Raw genomic sequence first — 11,821 nt, 5'->3', positions numbered from 1 at the left:
CCCCTCGAACGTGCGCCCACCCTCCGCGCCGCGGGACCGCAAGCCCGCGCTCGCGGCCCTCGGACTGCTGCTGGTGCTGCTCGGAGCGCTCGCCTCGGTCTACCTCCAGCAGCGCGCCGGCGACCGGGTCGGCGTCGTCGAGGTCACCAAGCGGGTGCCGCAGGGCCAGGCCATCGGCTCGGACGCGATCAGCGAAGTGATGGTCGCCGTCGACTCGCACATCAGCTACGTCACCTGGTCGCAGGCCCAGGCCGGCGCGCTGCGCGGCTACACCGCCCGCACCGACCTGCTGCCCGGCACCCTGCTGGTCGGGCAGATGCTCACCACCGCGGTGCCGCTGGCGCCGGGGCAGGAAGTGATCGGCCTCTCGCTCAAAGACGGCCAGTACCCGGCCGGCATCGAGGTGGGGGACACGGTGAGCGCCTACTACGTCACGAACAAGAACGACGACAAGAACGGGCAGCAGTACCTCACCGACGGCTCCACCACGCCGCCGATCGTGGCCAACGTGCGCGTGTACGACGTCGCGGCCGCGAGCAACTCCGCCACTCTCGACGTCTCGCTCGTGCTCAGCCAGCAGAACGCGAACGCCGTGACGCAGGCGGCCTCCGGCGGCAACCTCGTGCTCGTCCTCGACAAGCACACCCAGTAGCCAGGTCGCTGTCATGGCACTGATCGTCGTCGCAGGCGACAAGGGCGCACCCGGGGTCACCACCACCGCGGTGGCCCTGGCGGCTTCCTGGCCGCGCCGCGCCCTGCTCGCCGAATGCGACCCGCACGGAGGCGACCTGGTCTACCGGCTGGGCGCGGACCACGGCGGCCCGCTCGACCCCAACCGCGGCCTGCTGTCCATCGCCATCGCCGCCCGCCGCGGCTTCGAGGCGGCCGCGCTGCCCCAGCACGTGCAGCGCATCACCGGCGGACTCGAAGTGCTGATCGGACTCGGCACCGCGGAACAGGCCGCGGCGGTGTCAGGGCACTGGCCGCAACTCGGCCGCTGCTTCGACCACTACGCCGCGATCCCGGGCGGCGCGGACGTGATCGCGGACTGCGGACGAGTCGGCCCCGATTCGCCGACCCTGGAACTGATGCCGTACGCCGCGCTGGTGCTGCTCGTCGCGCGCGCCGACGCCGAACAGGTCGCCCACGTGCGCGACCGTGTCAATGGCCTGTCGAACCGGCTGCACGGAAATCAGGGCTCGTCCGCCTCGGTGGCCAGGCCGCCGATCGGCGTCGTGCTGATCGCCCCGCCGAAGGACGCGCGCAGGGTGGCGGCGCAGGTAGGCGAGCTGCTTTCGGTCACCGCGGGCGGCGGCGAGGTGCTGGGCGTCATCGCGCAGGACCCGGACGCGGCCGCGGCGCTGGGCGGCCGCGGCCGGGCGCGCGTCGACAAGTCGCTGCTCATCCGCTCGGCCCGGGACGTGGCGCTTTCCGTGACCCGGCGCTACGGCCTGACCGCGGTTGCGCCCGCGGGGCAGCCGCACCAGGCGGTGGGGGCCTGATGGACCACGGGCTCGTCAAGCGGCTGCGCCAGGAGGTCGGCGACCGGATCGCCGAGCAGCGCCGGCTCGACCAGCTCTCCGGCCTGGCGCCGATGACCGGCGAGGACGAGCGGCAGTACGCGCGCGCCGTGATCGGGCAGGTACTGGAGGAGCACGCGCGCGGCGAGGTGACCGCAGGACGCACCCCGCCGGACGCCGTGGAGGAGGAGGCGCTGGCCGCCGGCATCCACGCCGCGCTGTTCGGCGTCGGGCGGCTCCAGCCGCTGCTGGACGACCCGCAGATCGAGAACATCGACATCAACGGCTGCGACCGGGTCTTCCTCTCGTACGCGGACGGCCGCGAGGTCATGGGGGAGCCGGTCGCCGAGAGCGACGACGAACTGATCGACCTGGTCCAGGTGCTCGGCGCGTACTCGGGACTGTCCTCGCGCCCGTTCGACTCGGCCAACCCGCAGCTGGACCTGCGGCTGCCGGACGGCTCGAGGCTGTCCGCGGTCATGGACGTCACGCGGCGCCCGGCCGTCTCGATCCGCCGCGCCCGGCTGGGCAAGGTCTTCCTGTCCGACCTGGTCGGCAACGGCACGCTGGCGCCGGAGCTCGGCTCGTTCCTCGCGGCCGCGGTCAACGCCCGCAAGAACCTGATGATCGCGGGCTCCACCAACGCCGGCAAGACCACGCTGCTGCGCGCCCTGGCCAACGAGATCCCGGCGCACGAGCGCCTGATCACAGTCGAACGGGCGCTGGAACTCGGTCTCGATCAGTTCCCTGAGCTGCACCCGAACGCGGTGGCCTTCGAGGAGCGGCTGGCGAACTCCGAGGGCCTGGGCGCGATCACGATGGCGGAACTGGTACGCCGCTCGCTGCGCATGAACCCGTCGCGGGTCATCGTCGGCGAGGTGCTCGGCGACGAGATCGTCACGATGCTCAACGCGATGTCCCAGGGCAACGACGGTTCGCTCTCCACGATCCACGCCAACTCCTCGCTGGAGGTCTTCAACCGCATCGCGACCTACGCGCTGCAGGCGCAGGAGCGGCTTCCGGTGGAGGCCTCGCACATGCTGATCGCGGGCGCGATCGACTTCGTGGTCTTCATCGAGAAGCGCAACGACTACGCGCGCGGCGGCACGCTGCGCCGCTTCGTCTCCTCGGTGCGCGAGGTCAACGGCGTGGACGGCAGGGTGCTGTCCTCCGAGGTGTTCGCCGCCGGCCTGGACGGGCGCGCGGTGGCGCACTCGCCGGTCTCCTGTCTCGACGAGCTGGTCGCGCACGGCTACGTGCCCAGCGGACTGTGGCGGTGACGTGGTGAAGAGATGGTGACGCGGTGAATCCGGGCGAGCTGTTCACGCAGAACACCGCGCTGGCGGTGCTGATCGGCGTCGCGACCGGGCTCGGGCTCGCGCTGCTGGTCGCCGGCCTGGTGGGCTGGCCGCGCCGGCCCAGGGACGCCAGGTCGGCGTCCGAGACGGACCGGTTGCGCAGGCTCGGCCGGCGCTCGGTGATCGCGCTCGCGGTCGGCCTGGTCGTGGGCCTGGCCAGCCAGTGGCCGGCGCTCGGGCTCGGCGCGGTGGTGCTGGTGTTCTTCTGGAACGCGCTGTTCGGCGGCGCGGCGTCGGAGAAGCTGGCGATGCGCCGGGTCGAGGCGCTGGCGATGTGGACCGAGTCGCTGCGTGACACGATCGCGGGCGCGGTCGGCCTCGAACAGGCGATCCCGGCCTCCGCACGCGGCGCGGACCCGGTGCTCCGCGAGAATCTCAATGCCCTGCTTGACCGGCTACGCGGCCGCATGCCGCTGGCCGAAGCCCTGCAGTTTCTCGCCGACGACCTGGACGACCCGTCGGCGGATCTGGTGATCGCGGCGCTGATCCTCAACTCGAAGCTGCGCGGTCCCGGTCTGCGCGAGGTGCTCGGCGCGCTGGCCAAATCAGCGCGCGAAGAGGTCGACATGCGCCAGCGGGTGATCGCGCAGCGCGCCGGGACGCGTCGCTCGGTGCAGATCATCGTGGGCGTCGTCGTGGCGTTCGTGCTCGGCATGGCGCTGTTCAACCGGAATTTCGTCGAGCCCTACGGCTCGCCGGTCGGCCAGTTGATGCTGACCGTGGTGCTGGCGCTGTTCGGCCTCGGATTCATGTGGCTGCGCCGGCTGGCCAAGGTGGAGTCCCCCGGCCGCTTCCTGCTGCGGCACGCCACGGGCGAGCAGCCGCCCGAGGCGGGCCGGGCGCACGGCCGGCCGGGCGCGGCGGACCCCTCCGGTACGCTGCGGGCCGGAGGCCGCTGATGTTGACCGATGTGATGGTCGGCGCGCTGTTCGGGTTAGGGCTCTTCATCCTCGTCAGGGCCCTGGTACCGTCGCGGCCCGGGGCGACCGCGCAGGTGGCCCAGATCGACGCGTTGCGTGCCCGCGGCCAGTTCGGCGCGCCGGCCCCCGGCGGCGATTCGCTGCGAGAGCGCATCGGCTGGCGCATCGCGCGCTTCTACGCGAGCCAGGGCTGGCAGCAACGCTCGATCCGCGCCGACCTGGCTCTGCTGGAGCGCTCCTGGCAGCAGTTCCTGGTGACCAAGGTGGGACTCGGCGCTCTCGGCTTCGTCTTCGGGCCCTTCTTCTTCGCCCTGCTGTGGCTGGTCGGCCTGCACCTGACGCCGATCATCCCGGTGTGGCTCGCGCTGGCCGTCGGCGGGCTCTGCTTCGTCCTGCCCGATGTCGAGGTGCGCCGCGACGCCACGGCCAAGCGCGAGGACTTCCGCCGGGTCATCGCCGCGTACCTGGACCTGGTCTCGATGAACCTGGCCGGGGGGCGCGGCCTGCCCGAGGCGCTGACGTCCGCGGCCGAGGTCAGCGACGGCTGGGCACTGCGCCGGGTGCGCGACTGCCTGACCGACGCGCGCCTGGCCGGGGTGCCGCAGTGGAGCGCGCTGGGCGAGCTGGGCACCGAGATCGGAATCAAGGAACTGACGGATCTGGGGGCCGCGCTGAACCTGGTCGCCGACGACGGCGCCAAGGTGCGCGCCTCGCTCGCGTCCCGCGCCGAGACGATGCGCAGGCGGGAACTGGCCGAGATGGAGGGCAAGGCTGGTGCGCGCTCGCAGTCGATGCTCGTGGCGCAGATGCTGCTGTGCGCCGGATTCCTGATCTTCATTCTGTACCCGGCCACGGTCCGCATCTTCCAGATGCGCTGACCCTGGCACAACCGAAGGAGGGAACTGCGATGGGCAGACTGTTCGGCGGCGACGCAGCGCTGCAATACGCGTGGGTGAGCCTGCGCGCCCGGATCGCGCGGGTCCGCTCCGGCGAGTTGGAGCGGGGCGCCTCGGCGGTGGAGTGGGTGGTGATCTCGATGATCGTGGTCACCATCGTGGCGGTGGTCGGCTACGTCATCTCGACCGCGCTGAAGAACAAGGCGAATGCCGTGAGCACCTGCATCGGCGGCGCCGACGGCACGACGAACGGCTGCGGCGGTGGCGGTGGGGCCGGCGGGGGAGCTGGTGGCGCCGGGTGAGGTGCCGATGAGGCGGCCGGGTGGCGCGGCACGGCGTCGCGCCGGGAGTGAGCGCGGCGTCTCGGCGATCGAGTTCGTGCTGCTCACCCCGGTGCTGTTCTTCCTGCTGTTCGCCACGGTGCAGTTCGCGCTCTATTTCTTCGCCCGGCATGTCGCGATCGCCGCGGCGCAGGAGGGCGACCGCGTGGCGCGCGAGGAGCGGGCGAACCCGAACGAGGACTGGTCCGGCGACGCGGTGGCCAAGGCGAACGGCTGGGTCGACCAGTTGGCCTCGGGCCTGGTGGGCGACTCTCGGGTGCAGCCGCCCGGCGAGTCGGGAACGCCGGGCACGGCCACCTGGACCGTGTCCGTCACCGTCACCGCGACCGTGCATTCGCTGTGGGGCGACATGAGCGTGACCGAGACGAGCGCAGGTCCGGTGGAGCAGTTCGTTCAGGACCCGACCAACTGAATGGCCTGACATGAGACGAAACGGGCGAGGGGAGCGATGAAGCGAGTGCGGCGGGACCGCGACGGCGAGGGCGAGCACGGCATGTCCGCCCTCGAAGTCGTGCTGCTCGCGCCGCTCGTGATCGGGTTCATCATGGTGCTGGTCTGCTTCGGGGTGCTGGTGAACGCGCGTGGCAACGCGCAGGGCGCCGCGCGGGACGCGGCCCGGGCGGGCTCGCTCCAGCGCGACCACGACGCCGCGCTCGCCGCCGCGACGCAGGCGGCGGCGTCCGACCTCGGCGGCGTCTGCTCCGGCGGATCGCACGTGGACGAGGTGGATCCGGTCAGCGAGCTCTCGTCCCGGTCGTTCGTCAGCGGAGGGCTGTACACGATCCAGGTCACGTGCACGGTGTCGCTCTCCGGCCTCGACTGGTTCGACCTCGGCGACCAGACGATCACCGCTTACTCGACCGCGCCGCTCGACACGTATCGCAGGGCGGGATGATGCGGGCGCGGAGAGTCTGGATCAGGAAGTTGATCGCGCGCCGGCCGCTCGGCGAGCGCGGGTCGTTCACCTTCGCGATCGTCTTCTGGGCGCTGGTGACGATGATGCTCGCCGGGCTGGTCGTGGACGGTGGTCTGGCACTGACCGAACGGCAGCGCGCGGGGGACATCGCCGAGCAGGCGGCCAGGGCCGGCGCGGACGATCTGAACCCTGACCTGCTGCGCATCGGCACGTATAAGCTCGTTGATGGCGCCTGCGGCCGCGCCACGGCCGTCGCCGCAGCCTCGGGTGTCGATGCGAATCTGGTCACCTGCGGTCCGATCGGCTCGGTCACTTTGCCGAACGGGCTGGTCGTGCCCACCATTACCGTAACGATCCAGATTCACTACACGCCGATCCTGATCGGCATTGTCTACTCAGGGAACTTCATCGCTAACGCGTCCGCCACCGCCCATCCCCAGCCGGGGCCCTGAGCCGGAAAGCGAGGAACGTCATGAGTCCGCCGACGAACGCCCCTGTCCGGCCCGTGCCGGATGCCGGTGGGCCGCACCCTGTGGGCTGGAACCCGCAGCCGCAGCGGCTCAAGCACCGCCGCACCGCTGGCGACGTGCTCAAGGGTGTCGGCGCACTGCTGGCACTGCTGATCCTGCTCGGCGCCATCCCGGCGGCGCTGGTGTGGTTCATCGGCTGGCCGCTGCCGCACCACCTGCCGTCGGCGCAGATGTTCAACCGGCCGATCACGCCGCAACTGCTGCTCAAGGCGCTCGCGGTGATCGTGTGGCTGGCTTGGGCGCAGTTCGTCGCGTGCGTCCTGGTCGAACTCGTGGCCGCGGCCCGCGGGGTCGGCATGCCGGCGCGCGTGCCTGGCGCGGGCCCGAGCCAGTTCCTCGCCCGGCAGCTGATCGCGGCACTGCTGATGATCACGGCCTCGGCCGCGTCCTTCGTGCCGAACCTGGCGCACCTGGGCGCGGATCCCGGGCCCGCGGCGGCGAATCCGAGCACAGCGACCGCCGGCCGGCTGCCCGCGGCGCAGCCGCATCAGCATCCGGCGATGGCTGCGGCGGCGCACGGCCCGGACGCGGCGGGCCCGGCGGCCGTCGCGCACAGCGCCGCGAATCTTCCCGCGGTACGCGGGGAATCGGGGATGCGCGCCGCGGGTGATTCGCTTTCGGCGGCGTCGCTCGGTGCCAGCAAGCTGTATCGAGTCCAGCCGCCGCACGGCCGTCACCACGACACGTTGTGGGAGATCGCGCAGCGGCATCTCGGGGACGGCCGCAGGTACAAGGAGATCTTCGAGCTCAACAAGGAGCGGGTGCAGCCGGACGGCTCCCGGCTCACCCACGCGGCGCTGATCCGGCCCGGCTGGATCCTGATGATGCCGCCCGACGCGACCGGCGGTGACCTCGTCGCCGAGCCCGCGCCGATCGGGCCCGGCAACCTCAGCCCGGTCCAACCCGGTGGAATCCAGGTGCAGCCGAGTGCCGGCCAGTCAGCGGGCGCGCAGGGCACGGTTTTGCAGGGCGTGCAGGGCGTGCAGCAAGCTGACTCGCAGACCGCTGATTTCCAGACCGGCTCCGCGGCTCAGCTCCCAGCACCAGCCGCGCCATCGCAGACGTCTAACGCTGTGGGCAATGGCAATGGCAATGGCAATCCGACTGCCGGTGCCACCGCCAGTGCCAGCCGCGCGGGTGACGGCAGCCGAATCGCTCCTTCGGCGCTCACGCCGGTTCCGGCCACGCCGCCGCCCCCGATCGCCGCGGCCGCGCCGAGCGCGCCGGACACCTCCTCGGCCACGCATCACCAGGCGCCTCCGGCAGCCACGCATCACCAGGCGCCTCCGGCAGCCACGGACCGCCAGGCGCCTGCGGCCGTCGATCAGTCCGCAGACGAGCTTGTGAAGATCGCGAGCGCCGCCGCCGCGGCCGCCGCCGACCTGAGCCACACCGCTGCATCCGCAGTGCCGCCCGCGGCTGCGCCCGCAGTGCCGGCGACCGCGTCCCCGGCTCCCGGCACGGCCTGCGCGCAACAGCCGGCCGAGCGGCAGGCAGCGCCCGCTGCGCCGGCCCAAGCCGTCCCGGCGACCCCCGCCGCACTCAATGCCGCAGCACCCAGTGCAGCCCCGCCCAGTGCAGCACCACCCAACGCCGCCGTCCCGCTTCCGCAGGCGCCCACGCGGGCGCAGATCGCCCCTCCGCGCCCGGCCGCCACCGGAGCCGCACTCGTACGTCAGGGCACGGTCGTCGCAGGCACTGGAACTGGCACTGGAACTGGCACTGGAACCGGCACTGGCACTGGAACCGGCACTGGCACCGGCACCGGCAACGCGGCCACCGGCCGGCCGTCACACCGCGGCGCGCACTCCCCGGAGGAAAGCCAGCCGCCCTCCACCGAGGACCGGGTGCTCTACGGGCTGGCCGCCGCGCCGCTGCTCGCCGCCGGACTGCTCAAGGCGCTCGGCAGGCACCGCCGCCGCCAACTGTTCAACCGGGTCTTCGGCCGTCGCCCGGTCACCGCTGCCGGAGACGCCGCGGTCGCCGAGGAATCCATCCGCGTCGGCGCGAACGAAGTAGAGGTCTGGTTCCTCGACCTGGCGCTGCGCGGCCTGTCCGCGGGACTCGCCGAACGCGGCCGCAGCGTCCCGGGGGCGTACGCGGTACGGCTGCGCGGCGAAGGCATCGAGCTTCTGCTGAACAAGCCGGTGGACCCGGACGACCCCGAGGCACAGCCGCCCGCGCCCTGGTTCACCGCCGCCGACGGCCGCTCCTGGAACTTCCCGCGCCCCGGCATCGTCGACGTCGACGCACAGGCCGCGCACCGCCGCTTTGCCCCCTACCCGGGCCTGGTCTCGATCGGCGCCCTCGCCGCGCCCGGTGAGCGGGGCCGTGACCGGCTGATGCTCGACCTCGAAGAAGCCCGCGGCCTGATCGGTCTGGACGGCGCGCCCGAGGTGCGCCGCGCCGTGCTGGCCGCCCTCGCCGTGGAACTCGCCACCAACTCCTGGTCCGACCGGATGACCGTGACCCTCGTCGGATTCCCCGGCGACCTGACCGCGCTCGCGCCGGCCCGGGTCCGGCACGTGCGCACCCTCGACGAAATCCTGCCCAGCCTGGAGATCGAGGCGGCGGAGCGGGCAAAGGCCCTGGCCGCCGCCGGGCTCGGGTCGGTGCTCGACGGACGCTGCCGGGCCAGCCAGGCCAGCTCCTTCCCCCCGCACTTCGTCCTGGTCTCCGAGGAACCGCACGCGGCGATCCTGGCCCGGCTCGGCGCCGTGGCCACCACCGCCGCGCGCGTCGGCCTCGGTTTCCTGGTCGCCGGCGAACCCGCCGGCGCGACATGGCAGCTGACCGTCGGCTCGGACGGACGGATCACCGCGCCGCAGCTCGGAATCGAGGCGCAGGCCCAGTTGCTGCCCGAGGAGCAGTACGCCGCCGTACTCGGGCTCTTCCGCACGGTCTGCGACATCGAGGGCAGCGAACTGCCGCAAGGGCCGGTCCACCAGTCCGTCGGTTACGGCGGTCCGCTGCCCGACGAGCCACCCGCCGTCTACGCCGCGCTGCTCGGGCCGGTCGAGGTCACCGGCGCCGGCCGGATCGAACCCGAGCGAACCGCGCTGCTGCACGAGGCCCTGGTCTTCCTGCTGCACCACCGCGACGGCGTGCACCCGCGGGTTCTCGCGGCCGCGCTGTGGCCGCGCGGCGCCACCGCGGACGTCGCCGAAGCCACCTTCGTGCGGCTCGCCGGCTGGCTCGGCGACGATCCGCACGGGCGGCCGAACCTTTCCACCGACGCGGACGGCCGGCTACGCCTCGGTCCTTATGTGTGGTCCGACTGGGACGCCTTCGTCTCACTCCAGTCGCGAGCGCTGTACGACGCGTCGGTGGGTGATCAACAGCAGCGCGACCAGTTGCTCAAGGCGGCTCTCGATCTGGTTCGCGGCCCGTATCTCGCGGAACGCGAGCCGAACCGCTACGGGTGGCTCGCGTACGAGGTCGCCGAGGCACAGGTGCCCGCGGTGATCGCGGACACCGCGCTCCGGCTCGCCGAGTCGCGCATCGCATCCGGCCGCGCCGAGGAAGCGATCGACGCGATCAAGGCGGGCATGCTCGGCAGTCCCGACGATGAGGAGCTCTGGCGCGGCTTGCTGCGTGCGACGGCCGCGACCGAGGACACCGAGCGGCTGCGCGGCGCGATCGAAGGGCTTTACAAGCGCACCTGGTACGTCCACGGCGTGCAGGGGCTGCATCCTCGCACCGAGGCGCTCGTGAACGAGCTGATGCCTGATTGGCGGGACGCGCTCGCGGCCTGAGCGGAGCGCTTCACCGCGCGTCCGGCGCTGCACGCGCTTCAGGGTGCGGCCTCCCGCCGAAGGCCACGCTTGGCGGCGCACCCACGTCAAGCCCCGAAACAAGGTCGAACGCCCTTATCAGGCTGAAGGACGGCTGGCCGCGCATCGGCTATCGTGCGAACTATGGTCGGTCGGACAGCGGTGGTGACGGATTCGACCGCGTGCCTGGCGCCGGAGCGTGCAGCGGCCGCAGGGATCACGGTTGTACCGCTTCAGGTGGTCGTAGGTACCGAGTCGTACACAGAGGGCACGCCCCAGGCGCGCGCCGCGCTCATGGACGCGCTGCGCAGGCGCCAGCCCGCCACGACCTCCCGCCCCTCGCCCGAGCAGTTCGCGGCGCAATACCGCGAGCTGGCCGAAGCCGGTGCGACCGGCATCGTGTCCGTGCACCTTTCCGCGGAGCTCTCGGCCACGCACGAGTCCGCGGTTCTCGCCGCAGCCCGCTCGCCGATCCCGGTCGAGGTCGTCGACTCGCGCTCGGTCGGCATGGGTCTCGGCTATGCGGCGCTGGCCGCGGCGCAGGCCGCCGCGCAGGGCGAATCCCCGGCCGCGTGCGCCGCGGCCGCCGCCAAACGCGCGACGATGACATCAGCGTTCTTCTACGTGGACACGCTCGATTACCTGCGACGCGGCGGCCGGATCGGATCGGCGCGCGCGTTCGTCGGCTCGGCCCTCGCGGTCAAGCCGCTCCTGCACCTCGTCGACGGCCACGTGGAGCCGCTGGAGAAAGTACGCACCGCCGCGCGCGCGATCGCCCGGCTTGAGCAGGTCGTACTGGAGCGGGCGGGCCAGGACGCGGTAGACGTGGCGGTACATCACCTCGGCTCGGTCCCGCGCGCGGAACTACTGGCGGAGCGGCTGCGCGCGCAACTGCCGTGCCTGTCAGGAGCCGCGCGGGGCTCCCGGCCGGATGCTTTCGGCTCGTTCGCCATGGCCGGGGGAACGAGTATCGCCGACTTGCCGTCATCCGCGGTCGCGCTCGTCGAGCGAACCGGGGAGCTGACGGTCTCGGAGGTCGGCGCGGTACTCGGCGCGCACGCTGGTCCCGGGCTGCTGGGCGTGATCGTCTCGCCGCGCCTTCCCTAGTCTTCGGGCCATTCCCGCGCTGCTCTCCTGAGCCGCTGCGCCTCACCCGCCCGGCGGGACCGGGTCGCCGGTGCCGGTGGTGCGTGCTCGACTGTGGTTAGCCAGCGGCGGCCGCGACGGGAGGTGCACTGTGACGATCGCCGGAGGACTCGGTCTGATCATCCTCGGTGCGATCCTGCGGTACGCCGTGACCTGGCGAGCGAACTGGATCGACATCGACAAGCTCGGTGCGATCCTGATCTTCGGCGGCGCGGTCGGCCTGGCCGCGGGCCTAGCGGTCCAGTACACGCGTCGCCGCGGCCGAACCCGCAAAGGTATCTAAACTAAAAGCACGGATACAAAGGCGGCGACCAGCGCTCCTCGGGCTTGAACCGTCGTCGGCGCAGACGCGATATGTCTTGACTTTTCGAAGTCGAGCTATATCGTGTCCGTCGACGGATTCATTTCGCGTTGGCCCGGG

General features: G+C 72.2%; 12 protein-coding genes. All 12 read left to right on the top strand.

Going from position 1 to position 11,821, the window contains the following annotated elements:
* Positions 1–652: CpaB family protein (locus tag KGA66_RS02910; RefSeq protein ID WP_211464172.1), on the top strand; the 652-nt coding region annotated here is incomplete at its 5' end.
* A 13-nt stretch (positions 653–665) separates the two neighbouring features.
* Positions 666–1,502, top strand: coding sequence for a CpaE/TadZ family protein (locus KGA66_RS02905; protein ID WP_211464171.1), 837 nt, complete (start codon positions 666–668; stop codon positions 1,500–1,502).
* Positions 1,502–2,800: a TadA family conjugal transfer-associated ATPase gene (locus KGA66_RS02900; protein WP_211464170.1), complete on the top strand. Its 1,299-nt coding sequence runs from the start codon at positions 1,502–1,504 to the stop codon at positions 2,798–2,800. The genes KGA66_RS02905 and KGA66_RS02900 overlap by 1 nt, the downstream gene beginning before the upstream one ends.
* 23 nt (positions 2,801–2,823) lie before the next feature.
* Positions 2,824–3,777 (top strand): type II secretion system F family protein, encoded by a 954-nt coding sequence (locus KGA66_RS02895; protein ID WP_312886711.1) that lies wholly within the window; start codon positions 2,824–2,826, stop codon positions 3,775–3,777.
* Positions 3,777–4,676: a type II secretion system F family protein gene (locus KGA66_RS02890; RefSeq protein WP_211464169.1), complete on the top strand. Its 900-nt coding sequence runs from the start codon at positions 3,777–3,779 to the stop codon at positions 4,674–4,676. The genes KGA66_RS02895 and KGA66_RS02890 overlap by 1 nt, the downstream gene beginning before the upstream one ends.
* A 29-nt stretch (positions 4,677–4,705) precedes the next feature.
* Positions 4,706–4,996 carry a Flp family type IVb pilin gene (locus tag KGA66_RS02885; RefSeq protein ID WP_246506922.1) on the top strand — a complete coding sequence of 97 codons (291 nt, stop codon included), beginning with the start codon at positions 4,706–4,708 and terminating at the stop codon, positions 4,994–4,996.
* Between the two features lie 7 nt (positions 4,997–5,003).
* Positions 5,004–5,447, top strand: coding sequence for a TadE family protein (locus KGA66_RS02880; protein WP_211464167.1), 444 nt, complete (start codon positions 5,004–5,006; stop codon positions 5,445–5,447).
* Positions 5,448–5,483: 36 nt separating this feature from the next.
* Entirely contained in the window at positions 5,484–5,930 is a 447-nt protein-coding gene (locus tag KGA66_RS02875) for a TadE/TadG family type IV pilus assembly protein (RefSeq protein ID WP_211464165.1), read from the top strand.
* A gap of 29 nt (positions 5,931–5,959) precedes the next feature.
* Positions 5,960–6,403 carry a TadE/TadG family type IV pilus assembly protein gene (locus tag KGA66_RS02870; protein ID WP_211464163.1) on the top strand — a complete coding sequence of 148 codons (444 nt, stop codon included), beginning with the start codon at positions 5,960–5,962 and terminating at the stop codon, positions 6,401–6,403.
* 20 nt (positions 6,404–6,423) lie between these two features.
* On the top strand, positions 6,424–10,236 hold the full coding sequence (locus tag KGA66_RS02865) for an AfsR/SARP family transcriptional regulator (protein WP_211464161.1): 3,813 nt from the start codon (positions 6,424–6,426) through the stop codon (positions 10,234–10,236).
* A 162-nt stretch (positions 10,237–10,398) separates the two neighbouring features.
* A complete protein-coding gene (locus KGA66_RS02860) occupies positions 10,399–11,361 on the top strand; it encodes a DegV family protein (protein WP_211464159.1) in 963 nt (320 codons plus the stop codon).
* A gap of 130 nt (positions 11,362–11,491) precedes the next feature.
* Positions 11,492–11,683, top strand: coding sequence for a hypothetical protein (locus tag KGA66_RS02855; RefSeq protein WP_211464158.1), 192 nt, complete (start codon positions 11,492–11,494; stop codon positions 11,681–11,683).
* Positions 11,684–11,821: the final 138 nt, after the last annotated feature.

The sequence above is a fragment of the Actinocrinis puniceicyclus genome (assembly GCF_018283645.1).
GTDB lineage: Bacteria > Actinomycetota > Actinomycetes > Streptomycetales > Catenulisporaceae > Actinocrinis > Actinocrinis puniceicyclus.
The sequence above is the reverse complement of the archived record's forward strand: the minus strand, read 5'-3'. Positions and strand labels throughout refer to the sequence as shown.

What these genes read in the sequence shown, in the direction of transcription:
- KGA66_RS02905 (WP_211464171.1), top strand. Translation starts at nt 666, where the DNA reads ATGGCACTGATCGTCGTCGCAGGCGACAAGGGCGCACCCGGGGTCACC.
- KGA66_RS02900 (WP_211464170.1), top strand. Translation starts at nt 1,502, where the DNA reads ATGGACCACGGGCTCGTCAAGCGGCTGCGCCAGGAGGTCGGCGACCGG.
- KGA66_RS02890 (WP_211464169.1), top strand. Translation starts at nt 3,777, where the DNA reads ATGTTGACCGATGTGATGGTCGGCGCGCTGTTCGGGTTAGGGCTCTTC.
- KGA66_RS02885 (WP_246506922.1), top strand. Translation starts at nt 4,706, where the DNA reads ATGGGCAGACTGTTCGGCGGCGACGCAGCGCTGCAATACGCGTGGGTG.
- KGA66_RS02880 (WP_211464167.1), top strand. Translation starts at nt 5,004, where the DNA reads ATGAGGCGGCCGGGTGGCGCGGCACGGCGTCGCGCCGGGAGTGAGCGC.
- KGA66_RS02875 (WP_211464165.1), top strand. Translation starts at nt 5,484, where the DNA reads ATGAAGCGAGTGCGGCGGGACCGCGACGGCGAGGGCGAGCACGGCATG.
- KGA66_RS02865 (WP_211464161.1), top strand. Translation starts at nt 6,424, where the DNA reads ATGAGTCCGCCGACGAACGCCCCTGTCCGGCCCGTGCCGGATGCCGGT.
- KGA66_RS02860 (WP_211464159.1), top strand. Translation starts at nt 10,399, where the DNA reads ATGGTCGGTCGGACAGCGGTGGTGACGGATTCGACCGCGTGCCTGGCG.